This is a genomic window from Pseudomonas sp. ACM7, assembly GCF_004136015.1.
Lineage (GTDB): Bacteria > Pseudomonadota > Gammaproteobacteria > Pseudomonadales > Pseudomonadaceae > Aquipseudomonas > Aquipseudomonas frigoris.
The window spans coordinates 633555-658558 of the sequence record NZ_CP024866.1; the positions used below are offsets into that span (position 1 = coordinate 633555).

A 25004-nucleotide genomic window follows, 5' to 3' on the forward strand; every position below is an offset into this window, starting at 1 on the left:
TTAATCGTGAGTCTGCCCGCTGTACTCGGTCGCCCGCATGGACGCGCGCTCACAAAAAGTCTGATACCACTCGGTCAGGCGTGCTTGAGCGGAAAAGTCCGATAGTTGGCGAAAGGCAATCCAGTCGAGCGCAGTCGCCAGGGCAATGTGGCCGATGGTGATCGGGCCATTGAGGTCGACGTGTTCTTCGATGAAGCGGTAAGCCTCTTTGAGTTTGAAGGCTTGACCGTCGGCGTAGGCCGGATAGCGCAAGGCCTCCGGGCGACGCTCGACTTCCCAGCGCAGCTTGATGCCGACATCGCACATGCCCTGCGCCAAGGCCTGAAGGCGCAGCGCCTTATAGCGCTCGGGGCCGCTTGCCGGGATGAGTTTCGGCCCGTCGCTCAGGTCGTCGAGGTATTCACAAATCACGATGGAGTCGAACAGCGCCGTGTCGTCGGGCAGCATCAGTACCGGTACTTTGCCCAACGGGTTGGCCTTGTAGATGACCTCATTCGGCGACGTCGGGCTGGTCTCGTGGTGGATGACTTCCAGGTTCGAAGCAATCCCGAGTTCGTGAGCCAGCACCAGTACTTTGCGGGCGTAGGGCGAATGCGTCTGGTAGAAAAGTTTCATGCTGGAGTACCTGCCTGGAGGATTGCAGTGGCCGCGCGATGGGCGTCCATGAACAAACGCGAGGGCGCACCCGCCGAGGTGACGTAGTGGTTGTAGTAGCAAGAGCCTTCGGCGAGCGGGCCGAGTACCCAGATGTTGCGTACCGGTTCGCCCGAAATCGACTTGGGATGACACGCCGCATCGACATCGATGCCGTCGATACCCGGCTCGTTACTCCTCGGACGGATCAGGCCCAGTCGCGCGAGATCGCGCACCGGCGCGCTGTCGCTGTTGGTCACGCCACTGCCCTGGACATAGCCGGCAACACGCCGGAAGTTGTCTATCGCAGGTCGTGAGCCGGGCTTGAGGAACGTCAGCAGGCCCGCGTCACACAGGGCGAGCAGGTCGGCGTGGCGCTCTTTCTGCGGGCCGGCGACGAGGCGGTTGATCGCCTTGTGCCAACGGCCGTAGAACTGGCGATGCGAGGCGTCGGTCAGCCCGTCGAAATCCACGGCTTCGCGCAGTCGGTCACGCAGATCGCGCCAGACCTCGATGGCCGCTTTGATCGCCGATTCCCCACGCCCAAGCCGCGATTCGTACAGGTCAGCTTCGATCGTGTCGTAGATCCAGGCGTGATAGTTGTAAGGCGTCACGTCGTCCGGCAGTGCGTGCCAGATCAGCGCCTGCGGATTGATCGAGCCGCAGGTAGCTTCGTAATCGCGCAGCAACGCTTCGCAAGCGACAATCCCCGGACTGCCCGCAACACTGACGGCCCTGAGTTGTGCCAGCACCTGCTCCGGCCCTGATTGTCCGTGCAGGACGGCGACGGCTGCAGCCCGCGTCTCCAGCAGCATGAGCGGCAGGATGTCCTGCTCGAAATCCAGTTGTCGGTTTTGTGCATTCGCGCGCAAGGCTTCGATGCGCGCACTCGTCAGCAGCACGGCTTGGTGGCGGGGATTTTCTATCAGGCCATTGGGACGGGTTCGAAACGGCAGCCCGTCCCGCGACTGAATAAAGATCACCGGCTCGCGACCTGACGGTTCATAGGCGTGACTGGCGTCGGCCATCCGCTTGTAGTGTCCGCCCCGTCCAGAGGTGAGCGCCGCCAAGGTGTCCATCGCGCCCAGTCCCAGACCTTCGATCAGCACGGTTTCGCCGGGCTCAATGGCATCGAGGCTGCGAGGCAGCGGATAGATGTTCTCAACGCGTTTGTGATCAGCAGTTTGCAGGCGACCGGTGTGGCCGACCGTCAGGATCAGCCGGTCCACCGTCACCGCAGCCCCGGAGGCGCTTTGCAGAACGTACTGTTGACCGTCATTGCGCTCGACAGCCGTGACGGCTTGTTGATGCAGATTCACGCTCACCCACTGAGGGGCCGTGGCGAAGAATTGCGCAAAGGCGTCAGCCAGGTAAGCACCAAGCAAATGACGCGGCAGGAAGTCCTGCGGCTCGACATCGCGCCCATCGGCGGCGAGCAAGCCGCTGTCCGGATCGACCTTGAGCCGCTGCGCGCGGCACCACGTCAGGAAATCCGGCCCCGATCGTTCCCGCGCATCCGCAAGGTTCCCGAATGCTGCCGCATCCGGGAATACCCCGAGCTGGCCGGCAACGGTGTTGAGCAGCAGGTAGTCCGGTTGGTCCGGCCAATGCGCGCCGCTACCGAGCACATTGGGATCGAAAATGTCGATGACGACGGGTTGCTCCGGGCGCTCTTCAGCAAGGCTCAACAGGCGTTCGAAAATCGACAGCCCGCGCGATCCGCAGCCGACCAGGCCGATGTGCAGAGGCGCCTTCACCATCTGCGCTCCTCCCCGAAGAAGGATGGAATGGCGACAGCCGAACCGTCCTTGACCGCGATGTCGTGGATCATCCGGCCAATCGCCAGATCGAGAATGCCCATGCCGAACGGCGAATAGATCAGCGGTTTGTCCGTGGCGACTTGCAGATCGCCGCGAATCAGCTGCGCCACGGTGCCGGTGACGAACTTGCGATGACCATACTTCTGCTCGGCCAAGTGCGGCGAGGTATTGGCTTTCAGGCAATGGGTGACGTCGTCGAAATAGTTGTAACTTTCCTCGATGATTTCTGCGCCGATATCACGCAGCGAGATGTTCAGCACGATCTGCCCCGGGCGGAATGTCCCTCTGCCTTTGACATAAGGCTCGCCGGCACTGGTGGCGAACACCACGATGTCGGCGGTCAGTGCGTCTGCAAGCGACAACAGCCGCACATCCGGCAGGCCGAGTTGTTCGCCGAATGTGGCCAGCGCTTGAGCGGATTCGAGGTTTAGGTCATGAATGCCGACACTGTCGAAAGACCAATCGTCGGCGATGAACGTCTCAAGGATGTTACGGGAAATCACCCCGCCACCAATGATCGACAGCCTTGGCGCGCTGCGGCTTTGGCCATTGAGCCACCAGGCGCCGAGCACCGCCGACGCCGCCGTGCGCACCGCGCTGATCAGCGCGCCTTCCAGAAGGGCATAGGGATAGCCAGTGTCCGGTTCGTTGAGGATCAGCACCGCCGACGCGCGCGGAATGCCCGACTTGATGTTATCGGGATAACTGGCAATCCACTTGATCCCGGAGACCGATTGATCGCCCTCGCTGTCGACGATCGCCGCCGGCAAGGCAATGATCCGGTTCGCCGGTTCCGCCGGAAAACGCAGGAAGTAACTGTCGGGGTTAACGGTTTCGCCGCGTTCATGGGTCAGGTAAGTCTGCGCGACGATCTCGATGGCTTCCTGACGAAGTCCGTTGAGTATGTCCTTGACGACTGCGCCGGGAACGACGTGGAACGGTTGAATCGAAGTCTGAGTGGTCATTGGGAATTACGCCGAAAGTGCCAGAGCGATTTCTGGGAAAAGTGGATGCAGCGCTGCTGCGCCGATGCGCTGGGAAACCCAGTCGTCGGAATAGATGGTTTCGAGGTAGCGCTCACCCATGTCCGGGGAGATCGCCACAACGACATCGTCGGAACGAATGTTCGGCGCCCATTGCTGGATACCCGCGAGGACAGTGCCGGTGGAGCCGCCGAAGAGCAGACCGTAGCGTTGCGCCAGCCAGCGGCAGACCTTGATCGTCTGTTCCTCGGGAATCGACAGGAAGTCGTGAATACCGGACGGCTCGAATATCTCCGGCAGGCGGCTGGTGCCGAGCCCCGGAATATGGCGCGTACCCCCCGGTAGACCAAACGTGACCGAGCCGACGGTATCGACGGCGATGACTTTGGTGTGCGGATGATGTTCGGCGAAGTAGTTCTTGCAGCCCATCAGCGTGCCGGTCGTACCAGCGCCGACAAACAAGTAATCCACGTGTGGAAACTTATGGGCAATGGACCTGGACGTCGCTTGATAGTGGGCGAAGGGGTTGGTCGGATTCTTGTATTGATTGAGCCAGATGTAGTCCGGGTTTTGCGCGACCATTTGCTCGATCAAACGAATGCGCGAATTAAGGTAGCCGCCGTTCTCGTCACGCTGATCAACCATGATCATCTCGGCACCCAGTGCCTGCATGAGCTTTCTGTTCGGCGCAGAAATATTGGGGTCGATCACACAGACAAACTTGTAACCCTTGGCGGCGCAGACCATGGCCAGCGCGACCCCCAGATTCCCCGACGAAGATTCGACCAGCCGAGTTTTATGGGTAATCCGGCCCTGGTTTTCCAGATCCGTAACGAGGGCGTGGGCGGTTTTGAGTTTTATTGATCCGGCAGGATTCAGTCCTTCGATTTTCAGTTGGATCGTTGCGCTGCAAAGATCCCCAATCTGCACATAACTATCTTCATTGATAAGTTGCTTGATCATACGTCGTCCGTTTCGTCTCTTATGCCGGGCGCACGGGGGCGCCAGCATTCATCCTGGAATGTCTGAAAAGCAGTAAAAGCAGTTCGCCTGTTGGGTTTGCTTTCAGATTTTTTAGCTGGACAGGAAGTGACCTTGCGGTGGACGCCGATCTATTCAAAAAATCAGGTATTACGCTCTGCCGACTGTAAGCGTCGAGCGTGTTGCGGGGCGCAAAGTAGAGCCATTCATTGGCTCGCCAAGGCTTGTAGAAATACTGGCGAATTTTCCTACGCGGGGAGAGATACAGATTTCGGGTTTTTTCCAGTACAGCTGAGGTTGGGGTGTATCCCCCGGTGCAGCCGGGGATACTCGTGTCCATTCCCAAAGGCATCGCGCCCCAGTGGGATTAAACGTCAGTCTCTCTTGAGGCTCTGATCCAGGCGTGCCATGGCGTGTTGCAATTGATCGACGGCCTCGTCGATCAACGTCGCGCGCCCTTCGGCGCAGGCACGTTCCAGATGTTCGCAGCACTCGATCAAACGTTTTGCACGAACCATCCGCGCACCGCCTTTGATGCGGTGCGCCAGGTCTTGCAGCCGGTGACGATTGCCACTGACGTGCGCTGCAAGCAGATCATCGCGATCGTAGCGATTGGTCTCGGTCAGTTCGCGCAACAACTGATTGATCAGCGTCCGGTCTTCACCGACGTAGAGCTCCAGGCCGGTCAAGTCGATCTCGAACGTTGCTTGCTCTTCAACCGGCGCTGGCGGCTCATTCACAAATCGGGACGCCAGCCAGGCACTCAAATCTGCCAGCCGGATCGGTTTGAACAGACAGTCGTCCATGCCCGCTTCAAGGCAACGGATCTTTTCCTCCGGCTGCGCATTGGCGCTAAACCCAAGAATCAGCGTGGGTGGCAAGCCATTAGCGCGCTCTTCATCGCGTATCGCACCCGCCAATTCATAACCATTGACCACCGGCATGTTGCAATCGGTGATGACCAAATCGAGCTCATGCTCGCGCCACTTCGCAAGACCACGCTCGCCATCCTCAACCTCCAGCACCTGATGCCCCAGGTAGCTCAGCTGCCGTGAGAGCAACAATCGATTGGCCGGGTAATCGTCGACCACCAGAATCGTCAGCAGCCGAGTGGCCACCTGCAATCCGGTATCGGCCCACTCGCTGGCGGTCAACGGTTTCAACGCAATCAGATCAAAGCTGATGTCGACCTGCGTACCCAGTCCGAGGACGCTGTCGAACTGCAATCGGCCGCCCATCATTTCGCTCAGAGTGCGGCTGATCACCAGTCCCAGACCGGAGCCATTGTGGCCTGACTGCTGGCTGTTACCGGCCTGCACGAACGGGCTGAACAGTCGTTGCTGATCGACCACACTGACACCGATGCCGCTGTCCTCAATACGCACACTGACTGCCAGATGCCCCGACACACCGGGCTCTACTCGCAGTGTCAGACTCACCTCACCTTCACGGGTGAACTTGATCGCGTTGCTCAGCAGATTGGACAACACCTGCTTGAAGCGCGTGGGGTCGACTAACACGTCACGATCGCTGTGTTCGGCCAATTCGACCCGCCACTGCAAGTTCTTCTGCCGTGCCAGGCCTTCGAAAACCCGGCACACCGACTCCACCAGCGTGCGTAGATTGGCCCGCTCAGGGGTCAGCGACAAATGTCCGGACTCGATGCGGGCGATGTCCAGAATGTCGCCGATCAACGCCAGCAATTGCTGCGCGGCATTGGATGCCACTTCGATGGCGGAGCGATCAGTGAAGCCCTCTTCCGCTCGCTTCAGCGCCAGTTCGAGCATGCCGATCAGGGCATTCATCGGTGTGCGGATTTCATGACTCATGGTCGCCAGAAAGGTGGTCTTGGCGCGGTTGGCATCGTCGGCGGCGTTCTTGGCATCCTGCAATTGCCCGAGCAGTTGTTGGCGTTGAGTGATCTGCCGACGCTGCCAGGCAATCCAGGCCAGTGCGAGCAACAGCAAGGCGCCCGCAGCGGCAAACGCCTGGAGAATGCCTAGGCGATGACGCAGCCAGTAGCTGTCATCGACCACCACATCATTGCTCCAGCGGGCTAACAGCTCATCCATCTCCCGGGGCGAAATGCTCAGCAGTGCCTTGTTCAGAATCGAGTGCAACTCCAGCGCACCATGGCTGGTGGCCAGAGCGATACGCGCCGGCTCATCACCCACGGTGCTGCTGATCCGCAGACGCTCGCGGTATTGCCGGGTGATCAGATACCTAGCCACGATCAATGAGCTGACTACCCCGTCGGCCTGGCCCTTGATCACCCATTCCATACCCTGCGCCGGACTCTGCACTTCGACCAGACGTACATTGGGCGCCCGAGCGCGGATGAACCCGAGCAACGGATGACCGCGATAAATCGCCAGGCGTTTACCGGCCATATCATCCAGGGTCCTGGGGCTTCCCGGGGTGGTCGCACTGACCAGTACAAACGGATTGTTCAAGTAGGCCCGAGTGAAACGCAGATCGACTTCGCGTTCGATACCGGGCGTGACCACCGGCAACACGTCGATCTTGCCGTCCTTGAGTTGCTGGATCTGCTGATCGAGGGAGTTACCCCGCTGCACCTTGAAGGTCAAGCCGCTGCGCTGGCTGATCAGCGTCAGCAATTGCGCGGTCAACCCGCTGAGTTGTCCCTGTGCATCGTAAAAAGTCAGCGGCGCAAAGCTCTCGACGGCACCTACTTCCACCGTCGGATGTTGATCCAGCCAACGTTGTTCACTGGCGCTCAAACGAACTCGCTCTTGACCCGCCATGTTGGCTCTGCCGGCACTCCAGCGCTGCTCGATGGCCGTGCGCTGATCCATGGGAATCGCCGCCAGCGCCTTATCGACAATGCTCTTCAGACGTGGGTTGCCCCGGCTCAAGGCAAAGCCGAACGGATTGGCGTCCAGGCCGGAAGGCCCCACCAGGCGTACGTTACTGAGGTAGTTGTTATTGATGAGGTAATTGGCGCTGATGAAGTCCCCGAGGTACACATCATCCTGCCCGAACGCCACCGCCCCGATCGCGTCGAGTGCCGAGGGGTAGCGTTGCAAGCTCGCATCGGGATAGAAGGCTTCGACAGTCTGCGCCTGCAGATAGTCATCGACCATGGCGATGCGTTTGCCAGCGAGGTCGACGGGCATCCAGTCGTCCACGCGGGTAACCAGCATCGGCTGATCTTCGGCATAGGCGCTGGATCGGGTCAGCTCGGGGTCAGCCGCCTCGAAGTTGTTGGACGTACCGAGCAGGTCCAGTTCATCGCCTTTGAGCGCATCCATGGCCGCCTCGCGCGTGCGATAACGAAGCACGTCGATTTTTACGTGCAGCAGTTGCCCCAACAGTGCGGCATAGTCTGCGGTGATACCTTCCAGCTCATCAACGTTACGCGTGATCTCGAACGGCGGGTAGTCCGGCCCCGACACCCCGAGGCGCAAGACTCGTTTGCCACGCAACCACTGCCAGTCTTTTTCATCCAGCTGGACCTGATAACCCTCCACCGCGGAACGTCCCAGCACATGCAAAAGCTTTGGCTCATCGGCCGCCGTCACCGGTGCTCCCAGTCCACAGAACAGCAACAGAGCCCACAAACAATCGCGCATGATCGGGCTCACTCAGATCAGATGATTACGCTTGGCAAAATCCCTCAGGTACACCGCCGATTCCACATTGAGCTTTCCAACCAAACGGGTCTTGTAGGTGCTGACGGTCTTGTGACTCAAGTGCATGATTTCAGCGATCGCCTTGTTACCGATGCCCCGGGCCAGATGCTGAAAGATCGTCAGTTCCCGGTCGGAGAGTTTATCGATCATCTGTTTTTCACTCATTTGTATCGAGTTCAGCGACACCGACGCCGAGGGTAGCTGGGCGAAATAGGTGTAACCGGCCATCACGGCGTGCACGGCTCTGTGCAAGTGCTGCAAGTCATTGGACTTGGCGACATAGCCTGCGGCGCCGGCGTGCATGCAACGATCCTGATAAAACATGGGTTCCTGGGACGTGAAGACCAGCACTCGGCAGGGCACCCCACTGGTCTTGATCCGTGCCAGTACATCCAGCCCGTCGAGCGAGGGCATCACCAGATCCAGTACCACCAGATCAGGCTTGTGCTCGCGGATCTTCGGCAAGACCTCATTACCACTCGCCGCTTCGTAAATCTGCTTGAAACCCTCCTGCACCAGTACGATTTTGACTGCGGCGCGAACCACTGGATGATCGTCCACAATCAGCACTGACTTCATGGCAACTCCCTGTGCAACAACAACGACGATTGAGCAATCAATGCCCATGAGCCCGGCCCGGTTGAACGCACCGGCTGCGCAAAGACTTTTGCATGGAAAACCGGGCGCAACTACCTGACAGAAATGACAGTACCGACGAACGGTAGACGAGGGTCGATGATCGCCATCAGCCGCTCAATGGATGCCAGATCAGGCAGCGTCGCGTGGCTCACCTTGACGGTTTGTTGAACACAGGCAGGAATGGGCGGCAGTTGCGCCTGCTGACCGTCGTAGATCAATGCGTGATGAACTTGATGGTTATCGCGGAAAAAATCGAGCAGATTCAACGTTCTGTCTGCCAGCGAGGCATTGACGACCACCAGATCAAATGGCTCGCAACCGTATTCGACCAGGGTTAACAGCTCTTCAAGGCTGTGCACCGGTGCTATCCGGTAGTAGTCGAGTTGATTGAACAGTCGCTCGATCTTCATGCGGTGAAAATGCAACTCGTCAGCGATCAGGATACGTAAGGCTTTGTTCGACAACGTGGCCCCCCAGGAGAGTGTCAGATTCGTGAGGGCGCAAGGCTACGGAAGACCCGTCGAGCTTTCTGTAGGACTTTTCCTAAAAACCAGGACGCTTCCTCCGGTGGCGGAAAGAAAATCGAAAGAACGGCTATTCCGTCGTACTCGGACTCCAGAACGCTTGCACCACCAACGTCGACGTTGAAATCCGCCCCACCAGTGCATCCAGTTCATCGCCATCGACCGACGTTGTCGCCAGCGTTGCTTCGATTTCGATCTCATCCGTGCCGAACGCGTGCACATCCATATCGCTCGCCGGGTAGTTGCTGCGCTCAAGCTCTGCCTCTAACAAGGCCAGTACCGCCTGTTGTTGCGAGCGCCGGGCGATCACGTACACGATGTTGGTGACTTCCGCCGAAATCACATCCAGCGGCTGGCGGTTGATGTTGTTGACGATCGGCCGCAGCAAGGTATTGGCCGCCAGTACGAACAACGTGCCCAGCAGCGCTTCGAGCAGCAGGTCGGCACCGGCGCAGGCCCCCACCGCCGCCGAAGCCCATAGGGTGGCAGCGGTATTGAGCCCGCGGACATTGCCTTCCTCGCGCATGATCACCCCCGCACCGAGAAAGCCGATCCCGGAGACCACGTAGGCCACCACTCGCACGGCACCTTCGGCACCACCGAGGCGGTTAGCCATGTCGACAAAGATCGCCGCCCCCACCGCCACCAGCACATTGGTGCGCAGGCCGGCGGTACGTTGGCGGTACTGGCGCTCGAAACCGATCAGGCCGCCGAGGATGAAGGCCGCGCTGAGGCTGACCAGGGTGTCGACCAAGGAGGTCAGGTTGATGTTGTTGATGGCTTGCATAAGAAAATCCTTGAGAAATACCCGATTCCTGTGGCCAGGTGCTTTCCTGTGGGAGCGAGCTTGCTCGCGATGACGGCGGCACATTCACTGTCTATGTGACTGTCAGGCCGCTATCGCGAGCAAGCTCGCTCCCACAGGAAAGCTCCCTCGCCACAAAGGAACTGTTCGGCTTTATTGCCAGCCAAACCGGCGGATATAGAACCCTTTCACCGCCTGCGTCAGGCCCATGTACGCCAGCAGAATCACCGGCAGGAACACGAAGTACAGCGACGGCAGCGCCTGCAATTTGAAGTAGTGCGCCAGCGGTCCCATCGGCAGGAAGATACCGACGGCCATGATGATTCCGGTCATCACCATCAACGGCATCGCCGCGCGGCTTTGCAGGAACGGGATTTTCGGTGTGCGGATCATGTGCACGATCAGCGTCTGGGTCAGCAGCCCGACCACGAACCAGCCGGACTGGAACAGGGTTTGATGGTCCGGGGTATTGGCGTCGAAGACGTACCACATCAAGGCAAACGTGGTGATATCGAAGATCGAGCTGATCGGTCCGAAAAACAGCATGAACCGGCCAACATCCGCTGGCTGCCAGCGCTGCGGTTTGCTCAGCATTTCTTCATCGACGTTGTCGAACGGGATGGCGATCTGCGAAATGTCATAGAGCAGGTTCTGCACCAGCAGGTGCATCGGCAGCATCGGCAGGAACGGGATGAACGCACTGGCCACCAGCACCGAGAACACGTTGCCGAAGTTCGAGCTGGCGGTCATTTTGATGTACTTGAGCATGTTGGCGAAGGTCCGGCGCCCTTCCAGCACGCCCTCCTCCAGCACCATCAGGCTTTTCTCCAGCAGGATGATGTCCGCCGCTTCCTTGGCGATGTCGACGGCGCTGTCCACCGAAATACCGATATCGGCGGTGCGTAGCGCCGGCGCGTCGTTGATGCCATCGCCCATGAAACCAACCACATGGCCGTTGCCCTTGAGCAAACGCACGATGCGCTCCTTGTGCGACGGCGTGAGTTTGGCGAAGACGTTGGTCGTCTCCACCGCTATCGCCAGTTCGGCGTCGCTCATGCGCTCGATGTCGTTGCCCATCAGCAGCCCTTGTTGCTCCAGGCCGACTTCGCGGCAAATCTTCGCGGTCACCAGTTCGTTGTCACCGGTCAGCACTTTTACGGCCACGCCGTGAGCGGCCAAGGCTTTGAGGGCCGGCGCGGTGCTTTCCTTCGGTGGATCGAGAAACGCCACGTAACCGATCAATGTCAGTTCCTGCTCATCCGCCAGGCTGTAGGTGTCGCGGCCCTCAATCATTGGCCGTGCGGCGACGGCTACGACACGAAGTCCTTCGGCGTTGAACGATGCGGTCACCTGACGAATCCGCGCCAGCAATTCATCGCTCAGTGCTTCATCGACCTCGCCATGACGCACCCGCGTGCACACCGCCAGCACTTCCTCCACCGCGCCTTTGCAGATCAGCAGGTGCGAATGATCGCGCTCGGCGACCACCACCGACATCCGCCGGCGAGTGAAGTCGAACGGGATCTCGTCGACCTTGCGAAACGCTGTGCCGACTTTCAGTTCACGGTGGATTTCCACGTGTTCGAGCACCGCCACGTCCAGCAGGTTTTTCAGGCCGGTCTGGTAGTAGCTGTTGAGGTAGGCCATTTCCAGCACGTCATCGGAGTCGTTGCCCCAGACATCGACATTGCGTGCCAGGAAGATCTTGTCCTGAGTCAGGGTGCCGGTCTTGTCGGTGCACAGCACGTCCATGGCGCCGAAGTTCTGGATCGCGTCGAGGCGTTTGACGATGACTTTTTTACGCGACAGGAACACCGCGCCCTTGGCCAGCGTCGAGGTGACAATCATCGGCAGCATTTCCGGGGTCAGGCCCACGGCAATCGATAGCGCGAACAGCAGCGCCTGGGTCCAGTCGCCCTTGGTGAAGCCGTTGATGAACAGTACCAACGGCGCCATGACGAACATGAACCGGATGAGCAGCCAGCTGACTTTGTTGACGCCCGTCTGGAATGAAGTGGGTGCGCGATCGGTAGCGCCAACCCGCTGGGCCAGGGCGCCGAAATAGGTGTTGTTGCCCGTGGTCAGAACCACCGCCATCGCCGTGCCGGACACCACGTTGGTGCCCATGAACAGGATGTTGTCGAGGTCGAGCGGATTGTGGGTATCGCCGTTCTGCTGGCGCGGGAATTTTTCCACCGGCATCGATTCGCCGGTCATGGCGGCCTGGCTGACGAACAAGTCCTTGGCGTTGAGCACCCGGCAATCGGCGGGGATCATGTCACCGGCGGACAGCACGATCAGGTCGCCTGGCACCAGTTGCTTGATCGGCAGTTCGGTACGTTGCGCATCCCGACGCAACACCGTGGCGGTGTTGCTCACCATCGCCTTGAGCGCGTCGGCGGCCTGGTTGGATTTGGTTTCCTGCCAGAAGCGCAGCAATGTCGAGAGCACCACCATGGAGAAAATCACGATGGCGGCTTTCATGTCTTCGGTCAGCAAGGAGATGACCGCGAGCAAGGTCAGCAACAGGTTGAACGGGTTTTTGTAGCAGTGCCACAAGTGGGTCCACCACGGCAGAGGCTGTTCGTGCTCGACTTCGTTGAGGCCGAATTGCACGCGCAGTGCATCGGCTTCGAGTTCGCTCAAGCCATCGGTGTGGCTACCGAGGTTGTTCAGCAGTTGGCCGGTGTCGCTGTTGGCGGCGCTCACGAGGGTTTGCGCCAGGGTGGGCGGTACCTCGCGGCTGACCGTGGTGTCGGTGAAGTTTTCCAGCAGCGCCAGGCGACGGAAGTGTCGGGCGATGTGGCGGGTGCGCAGGAATCCGGCGAAGAATTCTTTGAGCAGGGTCAGGTTCATGGCAGTTCCCCCAGGGTCAGCCGGGAAACCGTCGAGCAGGCGTGTCGATACGCCGCGATGACGACACAAAGTCGAACATCACGCACGGTTCAGCGTCGATGAGAGGGACGTCGGGACACGGACCAGGACTGGTCGCGATCGGGATGCCGCTGCTCGCTTTTCGGCGAGACAACGGCACAAAAGACTGTGCGTTATCTTGCCGGGAAGGTGCCGGTTATCGAAACCGGCCGACTACTGTCACTCGAACAAGTACCCACTGTGGGTCTCCGCTATTGATTGAAAACGCGCGAAGCTTACGCCCCGATTTCTGGAGAGTAAACGAAGCAAAGGCGTGTGGAGGGGGAATCGCGGGGTTCTTCAGGAAGGGTTCAGGATTCTGAATTTGTGCTGTTCTTCAGGGCCTCTTCGCGAGCAAGCCCGCTCCCACACTCGATCTGCGAACACAGGTCAAAATGTGGGAGCGGGCTTGCTCGCGAAGGCGACTAAACAGGCGCTACATATCTTAGCTGGCGGTGGCTAGCAACAAATCCATCACCGAACGGCCATGCCCCCGTGCCTTGCCATGGTCATACAACGAACCGGCAATTTCATCGGCACGGATCGGCAGGATCGACAGCAGCGTGTCGCTCAAACCATGGCTGGCCTGGCAGAAGCCCTGCATATAGATGCCGGCCTTGCAGCGCTCGTCAGTGATCAGTTTGTAATTACGGTCAACCTCGAAGTCACCCAGGTATTGTTCCAGCGGCGCCAGCAGTTTGCGGTGCATCTGGCGCTCGTAACCGGTGGCCAGCACCACGGCGTCGTAATGACGGACGGTGACTTCACCGGTGGCGTTGTTGCGCACAGCCAACTCGATGCCGCGCTCGGTGGCGGTGGCTTTTTCGATGGTGGTCAGGGTACGGAACGCGTGGCGCGCAATGCCCGAGACTTTCTGGCGATAGAAGATGCCGTAGATGCGTTCGATCAGGTCGATGTCCACCACCGAATAGTTGGTGTTGTGGTACTCGTTGACCAGACGCTCACGCTCGCTGCTCGCCTGCTGGAACACCAGATCAGTGAACTCCGGCGAGAACACTTCGTTGACGAACGGGCTGTCGTCCGCCGGTTTCAGGGCCGAGCCACGCAGGATCATGTCCACCTGTACCGACGGGAAGCTGTCGTTGAGGTCGATGAACGCTTCCGCCCCGCTCTGCCCGCCACCGATGATCGCGATGCTCATCGGCTGGTTGTTCACGCACGGTTGCTTGGCCATCTGCGCCAGGTACTGGGAGTGGTGGAACACCCGGCTATCACCCTTGAGCGCCTTGAACGCTTCGGGAATGCGCGGTGTACCGCCGGCACTGACCACCACCGAGCGGGCGGTGCGAACGTGCTGCTGACCGTGGGTATCGCGCGAGATCACCCGCAGCGCTTCGACCTGCTGGTTGTGCAGCACCGGCTCGATGGTCAGCACTTCTTCGCCATAGCGGCTCTGCGCTTCGAATTGCCCGGCGACCCAGCGCAGGTAATCGTTGTACTCCATGCGGCACGGATAAAAGGTACCCAGGTTGATGAAGTCCACCAGACGGCCGTGGTGCTTGAGGTAGTTGACGAAGGAGTAAGGGCTGGTCGGGTTGCGCAGGGTCACCAGGTCCTTGAGGAAGGAAATCTGCAACTCACTCTGGGTCACCAGGGTGTTGCCGTGCCAGCGGTAATCGGCCTGCTTGTCGAGAAACAGAACATCCAGCTCGCCCTGACTCGGCCCGCGTTCTTGCAGAGCGATGGCCAGCGCCAGGTTCGAAGGGCCGAAACCGACGCCGATCAGGTCGTGAACGATGGGCGATGCAATTGCCTGTGTCATTTCCAGTGTCCTCTGGATGAACCCCCGAAGCAGCGGGGAGTAAGCCTAAGTGACCTGACCGGCCTTGGGCAGGACAGCAGATCGTCTGTTGAAGGGAACGAGGACAATGAAAAAAAATTTAATGCAGCTTGATTGATCGGGTCGGATCAATGGGCATCCCATTGCAGCATCCGCACCCGGCAATGCTTCATTGCATTGACGATGTGCTTCTCCACCAACGCGCGAGAAATACCGAGGTGTTCGGCGATCTCCGGGTGCGACAGACCTTCGATCTTGCGCAGCAGGAAACTCTCGCGGCACAACCGTGGCAATTCCGCCAATGCACGCTGGAGCATCTCCAGGCGTTGACCGTGATCGAGGCTGTGATGAGGGGATGGGGTGAAGTAGCGCTCTTCGTTGTCGAGCACTTCCAGGGATTCGACCTGACGCAGGGCATTGCGCCGATGGTCGTCGATCACCAGGTTGAGCGCGGTGCGGTACAGAAACGCCCGAGGTTGCTTGATCGGCGTGTCGCTGGAGCGCTCCAATACCCGCAGATAAGCGTCATGCACCACATCTTCGGCCACCTGACGGTTGCCCAGCTTGGCGTTCAAAAAACACACCAGCTCGCGATAGTAGTTTTCCAACATGACTCCCGGCCACAGGGGTGCGGTTTCTATCCTTGAGCCAGACCGGCGACCGCCGAAATAGGCAGTGGCACGATAGTGGCAGTTCGAGGCGCGTAATTTATAGTAATTCTCATATAGATTTAAAGTATTGCTTCACCTTGCCTGACAAATAGTCCTGCTCGAGCACCTGCACACCCCTTCACCTGTAGGAGCTGTCGAGTGCAACGAGGCTGCGATCTTTTGTTCTTGCTTTTAAAAACAAGATCAAAAGATCGCAGCCTCGTTGCACTCGACAGCTCCTACACAGGTGTTACGCCATATGTCTGCGGCTAAATTCCACGCTGCCTTCATCGTTTACAGGACAGCTCCCCGTCCCTTTGAGCGACGGGCCGATATCCATTGGCCGGAACCCTGCATGAAACGTCCCCGACAGACCCGACGCGCCCTGCTTGTAGCACTTTGTCTGATCCCCGTTATCGCCGTGGCCGCCTGGCAGATCATCCCGCCCGGCCGCGACCAGTTCGCCACCGTTCAGGTCACCCGCGCCGACATCGAAAGCAGCGTCACCGCGCTGGGTACCCTGCAACCTCGACGCTATGTCGACGTCGGTGCCCAGGCATCCGGGCAGATCCACAAGATCCACGTGGAAGTCGGCGATGTGGTCAAGGAAGGCCAGTTGCTGGTGGAGATCGATCCGGCCACGCAACAGGCCAAACTCGACGCCGGGCGTTTCTCCATCGAAAACCTCAACGCGCAGCTGCAGGAACAACGGGCGCAGCACGACCTCGCCCGGCAGAAATTCCAGCGCCAGCAGAACCTCAAGGCCGGTGGCGCCACCCGCGAAGAAGACGTGCAGACCGCCGAGGCCGAACTGCGCGCCACCCAGGCCCGTATCGACATGTTCCAGGCGCAGATCCGCCAGGCCCAGGCCAGCCTGCGCAGCGATCAGGCGGAGCTGGGTTACACCCGAATCTATGCGCCCATGAGCGGAACCGTCGTTGCACTCGACGCCCGGGTCGGCCAGACCCTCAACGCCCAGCAACAAACGCCACTGATTCTGCGCATCGCCAAGTTGTCGCCGATGACCGTCTGGGCCGAGGTGTCGGAAGCCGACATCGGTCACGTCAAACCCGGGATGACGGCCTGGTTCACCACCCTCAGCGGTGGCAACCGTCGCTGGAACAGCACCGTGCGGCAAATATTGCCGGTACCGCCCAAGCCGCTGGACCAGAGCAGCCAGGGCGGCGGCAGCCCGGCCAGTTCGAGCAAAAGCGGCAGCGCTCGCGTGGTGCTGTACACCGTATTGCTGGACGTCGACAACGCCGACAACGCGCTGATGGCGGAAATGACCACGCAAGTCTTCTTCGTCGCCGAGCAGGCGAAAAACGTCCTCACCGCGCCCATCGCAGCCCTGCAAGCCGGCACTGGAGCGGACAACCAGACGGCACAAGTCGTCGCCAAAAACGGCCGCATCGAGCAACGCGACGTACGCACCGGCATCAGCGATCGCCTGCGGGTGCAGATCCTCGACGGCTTGCAGGAAGGCGATCACCTGCTGATCGGCCCGACCGACGGGAGTGGCGGCTGAATGCTGACGCCCCTGATCGACCTGCAGGACATCCGCAAAGCCTACGGCGGCGGCGACTCACCGGAAGTTCACGTGTTGCGCGGCATCGACCTGTCGATTCATGCCGGGGAGTTCGTGGCGATCGTCGGTGCCTCCGGCTCCGGCAAGTCGACGCTGATGAACATCCTCGGCTGCCTCGACCGCCCGACCTCGGGCGAATACCGTTTCGCCGGGGAAAACGTCGCCGCACTCGACAGCGACGAACTGGCCTGGCTGCGCCGCGAAGCCTTTGGCTTTGTGTTCCAGGGTTATCACCTGATCCCGTCCGGTTCGGCCCAGGAAAACGTCGAGATGCCGGCCATCTACGCAGGCTTGCCGGCCGCCGAACGCCACGCCCGCGCCGCCGCCCTGCTCGACCGCCTCGGTCTGGCCTCGCGCACCGGCAATCGTCCGCACCAGCTCTCCGGCGGCCAGCAACAACGGGTGTCCATCGCCCGCGCCTTGATGAACGGCGGCCACATCATCCTCGCCGACGAACCCACCGGCGCCCTCGACAGCCACAGCGGTGCCGAGGTCATGACCCTGCTCGACGAACTGGCAAGCCAGGGCCACGTGGTGATCCTCATTACCCACGACCGCGAAGTGGCGGCCCGGGCCAAACGCATCATCGAAATTCGCGACGGGCTGATCATCAGCGACAGCGCCCGCGACAACCCTGAGGCACAAACTTCAGCCAACCCTGGCGCGCTGCAAGCGGTGGATCTGCGCAAGCGCCTGACCGAAGGCGCCGAAGCCACTGGCGCCTGGAAAGGCGAACTGGTCGATGCAGTGCAAGCCGCGTGGCGGGTGATGTGGATCAACCGCTTTCGCACCGCACTGACGTTGCTCGGGATCATCATCGGCGTCGCGTCGGTGGTGGTGATGCTGGCCGTCGGTGAAGGCAGCAAGCGCCAGGTGATGGCGCAAATGGGCGCGTTCGGCTCCAACATCATTTACCTCAGCGGCTCGTCGCCAAACCCGCGAACGCCGCTGGGCATCGTCACCCTGGATGACGTTGCGGCGGTGGGAAGCCTGCCGCAAGTGACACGGATCATGCCGGTCAATGGCCAGGAGGCCGGGGTGCGTTTCGGCAATCTCGACCATTTGAGTTACGTCGGCGGCAACGACACCAATTTCCCGGCGATTTTCAACTGGCCGGTGGTGGAAGGCCGCTACTTCACCCAGGAAGATGAACGCAACGCGGCGGCAGTCGCGGTGATCGGCCACAAGGTGCGGACCAAGTTGCTCAAGGACGTCGCCAACCCGATCGGCCAGTACATCCTGATCGAGAACGTGCCGTTCCAGGTGGTCGGCGTGCTTGCCGAAAAAGGCGCCAGCTCCGGCGACTCCGACAGCGACGACCGCATCGCTATCCCCTATTCCGCTGCCAGCGTGCGGCTGTTCGGCACCCACAACCCCGAATACGTGGCCATCGCCGCCGCCGATGCGCGCAAGGTCAAAGAGACGGAAAAAGCCATCGAGCAGTTGATGCTGCGACTGCACAACGGCAAAAAGGATTTCGAACTGACCAACAACGCGGCGATGATCCAGGCTGAAGCACGCACGCAAAATACGCTGTCGCTGATGCTCGGCTCGATTGCCGCGATTTCGTTGCTGGTGGGCGGGATCGGTGTGATGAACATCATGCTCATGACCGTGCGCGAACGGACTCGGGAGATCGGCATCCGCATGGCCACTGGCGCCCGCCAACGGGACATCCTGCGCCAGTTCCTCACCGAAGCGGTGATGCTCTCGGTGGTCGGCGGGCTTGCCGGGATCGCCTTGGCGATGATCGTCGGCGGCGTGCTGATCCTCAGCGAAGTCGCCGTCGCGTTCTCCTTGATAGCGGTGCTCGGCGCCTTCGGCTGCGCTCTGGTCACCGGTGTTGTCTTCGGCTTCATGCCGGCCCGCAAAGCTGCCCGACTCGACCCGGTCACGGCCCTTACCAGTGAATGATCGATCTATGAAGCCGCAACTCAGCCTGCTGACCCTTTGCCTGTTGCTCGGCGCGTGCGGCAGTCCCGCCCAGCGCCCGGACAGCGGCCTCCAGCCGCCCGCTGCCTGGCAATCGCCACACACTCAAAGCGCTACTCGCAGCAACCTGCAATGGTGGACGCAGTTCGGCAGCCCGGAGCTTGATCGCCTGATCGAACAGGCGCGGGTCGGCAGTTACGACCTGGCCGCCGCCATCGCTCGGGTGCGCCAGGCTCAGGCCGACACGGTGATTGCCGGCGGCACGCTGCTGCCGGAGGTCAAGGCCGGCCTGAACGCCAATCGGCAGAAACTATTGCGCGGCAACGGCTACAGCCAGCTCAATGCCGACGGCGATAACAAGGCCGTCGATTACTTTAACGCCAACCTCAGCGCCACTTACGAAGTCGACTTCTGGGGCGGCCAACGCGCCTCCCGCGACAGTGCGCAATTAGGCTTGCAGGCCAGCGAATTCGATCAGGCAACGGTGGAGCTGACGCTGCTCAGCGGCGTGGCCAACAGCTACGCGCAAAGCTTGTCGTTGCGTGAGCAAAGTCGCATCGCCGAACTGAACCTGGCGAACGCGCAGAATGTTTTGAAACTGGTGCAGACGCGTTTTGACTCAGGCTCGGCAACCGCGCTGGAACTGGCGCAGCAGAAGAGCCTGGTCGCCGCGCAACAGCGGCAATTGCCACTGGTGCAGCAACAGGCTCAGGACGCACAGATCAGCCTTGCCGCACTGCTCGGCCGGCCGGTGCAGGAGTTGTCTTTGGGTCAGGAACGCTTTGATCAACTGGCATGGCCAACCATTGGCGCTGGCCTGCCCAGCGAGCTGATCAGTCGTCGCCCGGACATCGCCCGCGCCGAAGCGCAATTGGCCGCCGCACAAGCCGACGTCACCGTCGCCCGTGCCGCCATGCTGCCGGCTGTGACCCTCAGCGCAGAAATAGGCTCCGGTGCCGACCGCGCCGCCGACGTCCTGCGCAACCCCTTCTACAACCTCACCGCCGGCCTGCTCGCACCGGTCTTCAACAATGGTCGCCTGAGCGCCGAGCGCGACAAGGCCACGGCCCGTCAGGAAGAACTGCTGGAGACGTATCGCGGGGCGATCATCAATGGCTTCGCCGATGTGGAAAAAGCGTTGAACAGCATTCGCGGTCTGGACGAACAGCGGCAGTGGCAAGGTGAAGAGCTGAACCAGGCGCAAACGGCCTTCAACATTGCGCAAAGCCGTTACCAGGCCGGTGCCGAGGACTTGCTGACGGTGCTGGAGACACAGCGCACGCTGTATGCGGCGCAGGATTTGAATGTGCAGCTGCGGTTGTCGCGGTTGCAGGCGAGTATTGCGTTGTACAAAGCGCTCGGCGGAGGGTGGCAGGCGTTGTAATTTGCGCCGCCAGTGAATCCGCCATCGCGAGCAAGCTCGCTCCCACATTTGATCAGCGCCGAATACAAATTCTGTGTCCGCTGGAGATCAGTGTGGGAGCGAGCTTGCTCGCGATTTAACGATTACTCGGTAATCAAACCGGACTTTGTTTAGCCTTCAAATGCCGCGCATACCAAGGCCGCTGCGGCACCTTGCGGAACAGATCCGCCAGTTTCTTCTCGTCATCACCAAAGGTAATCCGCAACGCCAGCTTCATGGTTTCCGGGTCCATCTCCACCGATTTGCCAGTCTGCAACCCCGGCGTAGTACTGCAACCATGGGTGCTCGGGCCGAGCCACGGGTCGTCGATCTCGACCCAACGCCCAGGCGCAAACCACGCCACGCCATTGACCTCAAGCCGACTGACCTCCCCCGGATGAAAGCGCTCGTGCGCGCGGAACCAGTCTTCCAGTCGATCATCGATCCAGCCGTGAAAATGCCAGAACACCGGGTTTACATGAGACGAAAACGGGTCGCCGAGGAAGTCGTTTTCCGGCGCATACCAGCGTGCGGAAAAGTCCGCCGGATCCCGGGCAAACGGCACGGGATGGCCATTGGATGGATCACGCGGCACCGAGGCCCAACGCATGTGCAGCCAGTCGTGCAGCCCCAATTCGACCTCTGAACCGAACTGACCCAGGGTCAATTTCGACAGATAACGCGGATCGCGGTACTGCGATTCCCAGACCTGGAAATTGCTGTGGTAGGTCTCGGCGGTCTTGATGTCGCTGACCCATTGCGAGTATTCGGCATCGTCGTCGGCCAGCCAGGTCGGCGGCAGCGCAGTGCCGTCGTGGTTGTCGAAATAACGGGCGAACCCAACGCGATCACGCGCCAGTTCCGGCTGTGGCAATGGGAAGTGTTGCCAGGACGGCAAGTCCTGCAGGGAGCGCGCCTTGCCTAGCATGTGCCGGTGCATGAAGAAGAAATCCACGCCTGAGCCGTTACGATCCTTGCGCGCGCCACGGGCATCACGCTCCTTGTCCCGCGGGCCAGGCTGCCAGCCAATGCCACGCAGGGCGCCGCGCTTGTCTTCGGACAGGGTGTGCCATTTGTCCCGGGAGGCATGCCAGAGCTGGTGAAACAGTCGATGCTCGGGCGAAACCAGCCAGGCCAGCAACGTCGGATTGAGACCGCTGCGCTCGCGAGCTTCGGGGAACACGCGCTTGACGGCAATGAAGCGGTTGTCCTGGGCCGTCAACATTAACGGACGGTCCAGATTCACCACCCGACCACTGAGAGTGCCGCTGCCAGCGTTGCCGAAACCGGCCCAGACTTCGTCCATCGCCATGCTGAATTCATAATCCGCCGAGCCGCTGGCGCTGAGCAGTCGCCAGCTCAATTGCGCCGGTTTGGCGCCGGCCAGATCGCCGAGTACCCGGTAACGGGGCGTTTCGTTCGAGCGCAAACGCTCGGCGGTGTCGAGGAACCCGCTCAGGCCGCGACCTTTGTGACCGATGTCGAGAAACACCTCCAGCCCGTCCCGTGGCAGGCCTTCGATGCCGGCGTCAGGCCCCTCGAAACGAATCTGCCAGACACCGCGCAAGGTGTTCGCCAAGTGCTGGCCAGCAACATCCGCGACATCGAATGACGCTTCGCCGGGGGTGATCGTCGAATCCGGTTTCGTCCATTCACGATGCCCATAAAAAGCCGCAGGCACGGCGGCGCCGGTCAGCGCCAGGCCTGCCATGAACCATCGTCGAGAAATCGTCATTGCCCTACCTGTGTCAGCCATGAAGCAGGCTTTATCCAAGCTAGAACGTTTGTTGCCCTCCGAAATTTATGGTGCCTCGAAAAGATCGCAGCCTTCGGCAGCTACAGGTGTACGCAGCCCCAATGTAGGAGCTGCCGAAGGTTCGGGCCGCGTTCGGACGATCTTTTCGGGGGAGATCTAAATTTCCTGGTCGGTCACTCGTTCTTCCCAGATAGCAAAGGCCCCCTGTGCCTGCACCTCGACGGCGAACCTGACTGAGACGGCAATGACAAAACCACGTTCGAAAAAAGCTCTTTACATCGGCCTGCCGCTGGCCCTGGCGATCAGCGCCGGTGCAGGCTTTGCGGCCTGGGATTACTGGTTCAAGGACAATCCCGGCTACCCGGTCAAGGTGATGAAACAGGCCGATGAACTGCACGAGCGAATCCTCTCCTTCGACAGCCACGTCACCGTCCCGCTGGACTTTGGTACCGCCGGCAATGAAGCCGACAAGGACGGCACCGGGCAATTCGACCTGGTCAAAACCGGGCGCGGACGTTTGTCCGGCGTGGCGCTGACGATCTTTGGCTGGCCGGAAATCTGGAACGGCGCCAACGCCCCGCACCGCCCAACCGCCGGTTTCGTCGACGAAGCACGGTTCGAGCAGGAAACCCGCTACAAAATCATCAGCACAATGGTTCGCGACTTCCCCAATCAGGTCGCCATCGCCTACACCCCCGACGATTTCCGCCGCCTGCATGGCGAAGGCAAGTTCGCGATCTTCATGAGCATGCTCAACGCCTATCCGCTGGGCAACGACCTGAACGCCCTGGACAAGTGGGCAGCCCGCGGCATGCGCATGTTCGGCTTCAGCTACGTGGGCAACAACGCCTGGGCTGACTCATCCCGGCCGTTGCCGTTTTTCAACGATTCCCGCGACGCCCTTGGCGGCCTCTCGGAGATCGGCAAGCAGGCCGTGCATCGCCTCAACGACCTCGGCGTGATCATCGACGTTTCGCAGATGTCGACCAAGGCGCTGGAGCAAGTTGCCCAGCTGAGCCGTGCGCCGATGGTCGCGTCCCACTCGGCACCACGCGGAGTGGTAGACATCCCGCGCAACCTCAGCGATCAGGAAATGCAGCTGATCAAGCACAGCGGCGGCGTGGTGCAGATTGTCGGTTTCCCGACCTACATCCGCCCGCTCAGCCAGGCCACCCAGGACAAACTCAACGCCCTGCGCGCACGCTTCGACCTGCAACCGTTGCAAGGCCTGGAAATGGCGCTGATGCCGGGGGATCCGGTGATCACCGTCTGGTCCGAACAACGCTTCGGCGAGTACGCCAGTCAGCTCTATGCCATCGTCGACGAGGAACCCAAAGCCACGCTCAAGGACTACGGCGACGCGATCGACTACGCGGTGAAGAAAATCGGCATCGACCACGTCGGCATCAGTTCCGATTTCAACGATGGCGGCGGCCTGGACGGCTGGAAAGACGTCAGCGAGGCACGCAACGTAACGGCCGAGCTGATCAGTCGCGGCTACGGCGAAGCCGATATCGCCAAGCTCTGGGGCGGCAACTTCCTGCGGGTCTGGGACCAGGTGCAGAAGTCTTCCAAGCCTGTGGCAAAAAACTGATCCCCTCTTTGGCAAAAGCGAATCTTGCTCATGACCAACCGTCGTTCATTCCTCAAGCAGGCCGGCATTCTCGCGGCCGGCCTGCCCCTGGGCGCTGCCGTGAACCTGCCGGCGCTGGCCGCCAATCCGGCGCCGCTGGCGAAGGATAAATGGGCGCAACTACGCCAGATGTTCAATCAGGACCCGGATTACCTGCACTTCGCCAACTTTCTGGTGACCTCACACGCAAGACCGGTGCGTGATGCGATCGACCTGCACCGCGCCAACCTCGACCGTAACCCCGGTCGGGCCATGGACTGGGACCTGGGGGAAACCGAAAAACGCGAGCAGGAAGTGCGCGTCTGGGCCGGCCGTTACCTAAAGGCCAAGCCCGAGCAGATCGCCCTCACCGGCAGCACCACCGAAGGCCTTTCACTGATCTACGGCGGCATTCATGTGCGCCCCGACCAGGAAATCCTCACCAGCGAACACGAACACTACGCCACGAACTATGCCCTGGCTTACCGTCAGCAAAAGGACGGCGTCAAGGTTCGCAAGCTCAAGCTGTTCGAGAACAGTCACAGCATTTCCGTGGATGAAGTGCTGGGCTCGATTGCCAAAGGCATTCGCCCCGAAACCCGAGTGCTCGGCATGACGTGGGTGCAATCGGGCAGCGGCGTCAAACTGCCGATCGGCGAAATCGGCAAACTGGTGGACGAGCAGAACCGCAATCGCGCAAAAAAGGACCGCATCCTGTATGTGGTCGACGGCGTCCATGGCTTCGGCGTCGAGGACCTCGACTTCCCCGACATGCACTGCGATTTCTTCATCGCCGGCACGCACAAATGGATGTTCGGCCCGCGCGGTACCGGGATCATCTGCGCGCGTTCGGCTGAGCTCAAGGACGTGACGCCGACTATCCCGACGTTCTCCGAAGCCACCACCTTCTCGACCATCATGACCCCCGGCGGCTATCACAGCTTCGAACATCGCTGGGCCCTGAACGAAGCTTTCAAGCTGCACCTGGACCTGGGCAAGGCCGAGGTGCAGGCGCGCATCCACGCGCTCAATTCCTATGCAAAAAACCGCTTGCTGGAGCACCCGCAGATCGAACTGGTGACGCCAAAGAGCCCGGACCTGTCGGCCGGTTTTACCTTCTTCCGGATCAAGGATCGCGACTGCGAAAAAGTCGTCGTCCAACTGATGGAAAACCGCGTGGTCTGCGACTCGGTGGACCGCGACGTCGGCCCGGTGATCCGCATCGCTCCCGGCCTGCTCAACACCGAAAACGATATCGACCGTTTCATGGCGCTGCTGAGCAAGATCGCGTGATGCTGAACCCTGTGGGAGC

17 protein-coding genes are annotated in these 25004 nt (G+C 60.6%); 5 read left to right on the forward strand and 12 right to left on the reverse strand.

Annotated elements, in window-relative coordinates; genetic code table 11:
• From CUN63_RS03200 to CUN63_RS03245, 11 genes are all read right to left on the reverse strand, one after another.
• Window positions 1–615 carry a glutathione S-transferase family protein gene (locus tag CUN63_RS03200; protein WP_129437132.1) on the reverse strand — a complete coding sequence of 205 codons (615 nt, stop codon included), beginning with the start codon at window positions 613–615 and terminating at the stop codon, window positions 1–3.
• Window positions 612–2393, reverse strand: a complete 1782-nt coding sequence (locus tag CUN63_RS03205) for an FAD/NAD(P)-binding protein (protein WP_129437134.1) — start codon at window positions 2391–2393, stop codon at window positions 612–614. Before CUN63_RS03205 ends, CUN63_RS03200 begins: the two co-directional genes overlap by 4 nt.
• Window positions 2387–3418: a 2,3-diaminopropionate biosynthesis protein SbnB gene (gene sbnB / locus CUN63_RS32630; RefSeq protein ID WP_371928209.1), complete on the reverse strand. Its 1032-nt coding sequence runs from the start codon at window positions 3416–3418 to the stop codon at window positions 2387–2389. Before sbnB ends, CUN63_RS03205 begins: the two co-directional genes overlap by 7 nt.
• Window positions 3419–3424: 6 nt before the next feature.
• On the reverse strand, window positions 3425–4399 hold the full coding sequence (gene sbnA, locus CUN63_RS32635; protein WP_371928210.1) for a 2,3-diaminopropionate biosynthesis protein SbnA: 975 nt from the start codon (window positions 4397–4399) through the stop codon (window positions 3425–3427).
• 392 nt (window positions 4400–4791) lie between these two features.
• Window positions 4792–8010 (reverse strand): transporter substrate-binding domain-containing protein, encoded by a 3219-nt coding sequence (locus CUN63_RS03215; protein ID WP_129437136.1) that lies wholly within the window; start codon window positions 8008–8010, stop codon window positions 4792–4794.
• A 12-nt stretch (window positions 8011–8022) separates the two neighbouring features.
• Window positions 8023–8649, reverse strand: a complete 627-nt coding sequence (locus CUN63_RS03220; protein ID WP_129437138.1) for a response regulator transcription factor — start codon at window positions 8647–8649, stop codon at window positions 8023–8025.
• A 110-nt stretch (window positions 8650–8759) separates the two neighbouring features.
• A complete protein-coding gene (locus CUN63_RS03225) occupies window positions 8760–9173 on the reverse strand; it encodes a response regulator (protein WP_129437140.1) in 414 nt (137 codons plus the stop codon).
• Between the two features lie 130 nt (window positions 9174–9303).
• Window positions 9304–10020 carry an MgtC/SapB family protein gene (locus CUN63_RS03230; RefSeq protein WP_129437142.1) on the reverse strand — a complete coding sequence of 239 codons (717 nt, stop codon included), beginning with the start codon at window positions 10018–10020 and terminating at the stop codon, window positions 9304–9306.
• A 171-nt stretch (window positions 10021–10191) separates the two neighbouring features.
• Window positions 10192–12894 (reverse strand): magnesium-translocating P-type ATPase, encoded by a 2703-nt coding sequence (mgtA, locus tag CUN63_RS03235; RefSeq protein WP_129437144.1) that lies wholly within the window; start codon window positions 12892–12894, stop codon window positions 10192–10194.
• A gap of 502 nt (window positions 12895–13396) precedes the next feature.
• Window positions 13397–14734 carry a lysine N(6)-hydroxylase/L-ornithine N(5)-oxygenase family protein gene (locus tag CUN63_RS03240; RefSeq protein ID WP_129437146.1) on the reverse strand — a complete coding sequence of 446 codons (1338 nt, stop codon included), beginning with the start codon at window positions 14732–14734 and terminating at the stop codon, window positions 13397–13399.
• 146 nt (window positions 14735–14880) lie between these two features.
• Window positions 14881–15363: a sigma-70 family RNA polymerase sigma factor gene (locus CUN63_RS03245; protein ID WP_129437148.1), complete on the reverse strand. Its 483-nt coding sequence runs from the start codon at window positions 15361–15363 to the stop codon at window positions 14881–14883.
• A 394-nt stretch (window positions 15364–15757) separates the two neighbouring features.
• Here CUN63_RS03245 and CUN63_RS03250 point away from each other — a divergent pair, with 394 nt between their 5' ends.
• From CUN63_RS03250 to CUN63_RS03260, 3 genes are read left to right on the forward strand one after another with little or no spacing between them, the layout of a single operon-like run.
• The gene (locus tag CUN63_RS03250) at window positions 15758–16930 is read left to right on the forward strand and encodes an efflux RND transporter periplasmic adaptor subunit (RefSeq protein WP_129437150.1); all 1173 of its coding nucleotides are present in this window, start codon (window positions 15758–15760) and stop codon (window positions 16928–16930) included.
• Window positions 16931–18904 carry a MacB family efflux pump subunit gene (locus CUN63_RS03255; RefSeq protein ID WP_129437152.1) on the forward strand — a complete coding sequence of 658 codons (1974 nt, stop codon included), beginning with the start codon at window positions 16931–16933 and terminating at the stop codon, window positions 18902–18904.
• Window positions 18905–18911: 7 nt separating this feature from the next.
• Window positions 18912–20306: an efflux transporter outer membrane subunit gene (locus CUN63_RS03260; RefSeq protein ID WP_129437154.1), complete on the forward strand. Its 1395-nt coding sequence runs from the start codon at window positions 18912–18914 to the stop codon at window positions 20304–20306.
• Window positions 20307–20439: 133 nt separating this feature from the next.
• Here the strand turns inward: CUN63_RS03260 and CUN63_RS03265 are convergent, their stop codons facing one another.
• Window positions 20440–22059 carry a PvdJ/PvdD/PvdP-like protein gene (locus tag CUN63_RS03265; protein ID WP_129437156.1) on the reverse strand — a complete coding sequence of 540 codons (1620 nt, stop codon included), beginning with the start codon at window positions 22057–22059 and terminating at the stop codon, window positions 20440–20442.
• Between the two features lie 265 nt (window positions 22060–22324).
• On the opposite strand from CUN63_RS03265, the gene pvdM reads away from it, so the two are divergent.
• A complete protein-coding gene (gene pvdM / locus CUN63_RS03270; protein ID WP_129437158.1) occupies window positions 22325–23674 on the forward strand; it encodes a pyoverdine-tailoring dipeptidase-like protein PvdM in 1350 nt (449 codons plus the stop codon).
• Between the two features lie 30 nt (window positions 23675–23704).
• A complete protein-coding gene (locus CUN63_RS03275; protein WP_129437160.1) occupies window positions 23705–24985 on the forward strand; it encodes an aminotransferase class V-fold PLP-dependent enzyme in 1281 nt (426 codons plus the stop codon).
• The last annotated feature ends 19 nt before the right edge of the window (window positions 24986–25004 follow it).

Bases quoted from the DNA above. Each gene is read 5' to 3' on its own strand.
- pvdM (WP_129437158.1), top strand. From the start codon at position 22,325: ATGACAAAACCACGTTCGAAAAAAGCTCTTTACATCGGCCTGCCGCTG.
- CUN63_RS03275 (WP_129437160.1), top strand. From the start codon at position 23,705: ATGACCAACCGTCGTTCATTCCTCAAGCAGGCCGGCATTCTCGCGGCC.
- sbnB (WP_371928209.1), bottom strand. From the start codon at position 3,418: ATGACCACTCAGACTTCGATTCAACCGTTCCACGTCGTTCCCGGCGCA.
- CUN63_RS03250 (WP_129437150.1), top strand. From the start codon at position 15,758: ATGAAACGTCCCCGACAGACCCGACGCGCCCTGCTTGTAGCACTTTGT.
- CUN63_RS03265 (WP_129437156.1), bottom strand. From the start codon at position 22,059: ATGACGATTTCTCGACGATGGTTCATGGCAGGCCTGGCGCTGACCGGC.
- CUN63_RS03230 (WP_129437142.1), bottom strand. From the start codon at position 10,020: ATGCAAGCCATCAACAACATCAACCTGACCTCCTTGGTCGACACCCTG.
- CUN63_RS03240 (WP_129437146.1), bottom strand. From the start codon at position 14,734: ATGACACAGGCAATTGCATCGCCCATCGTTCACGACCTGATCGGCGTC.
- CUN63_RS03255 (WP_129437152.1), top strand. From the start codon at position 16,931: ATGCTGACGCCCCTGATCGACCTGCAGGACATCCGCAAAGCCTACGGC.
- CUN63_RS03220 (WP_129437138.1), bottom strand. From the start codon at position 8,649: ATGAAGTCAGTGCTGATTGTGGACGATCATCCAGTGGTTCGCGCCGCA.
- CUN63_RS03215 (WP_129437136.1), bottom strand. From the start codon at position 8,010: ATGCGCGATTGTTTGTGGGCTCTGTTGCTGTTCTGTGGACTGGGAGCA.
- sbnA (WP_371928210.1), bottom strand. From the start codon at position 4,399: ATGATCAAGCAACTTATCAATGAAGATAGTTATGTGCAGATTGGGGAT.
- CUN63_RS03245 (WP_129437148.1), bottom strand. From the start codon at position 15,363: ATGTTGGAAAACTACTATCGCGAGCTGGTGTGTTTTTTGAACGCCAAG.
- CUN63_RS03260 (WP_129437154.1), top strand. From the start codon at position 18,912: ATGAAGCCGCAACTCAGCCTGCTGACCCTTTGCCTGTTGCTCGGCGCG.
- CUN63_RS03200 (WP_129437132.1), bottom strand. From the start codon at position 615: ATGAAACTTTTCTACCAGACGCATTCGCCCTACGCCCGCAAAGTACTG.
- CUN63_RS03205 (WP_129437134.1), bottom strand. From the start codon at position 2,393: ATGGTGAAGGCGCCTCTGCACATCGGCCTGGTCGGCTGCGGATCGCGC.
- mgtA (WP_129437144.1), bottom strand. From the start codon at position 12,894: ATGAACCTGACCCTGCTCAAAGAATTCTTCGCCGGATTCCTGCGCACC.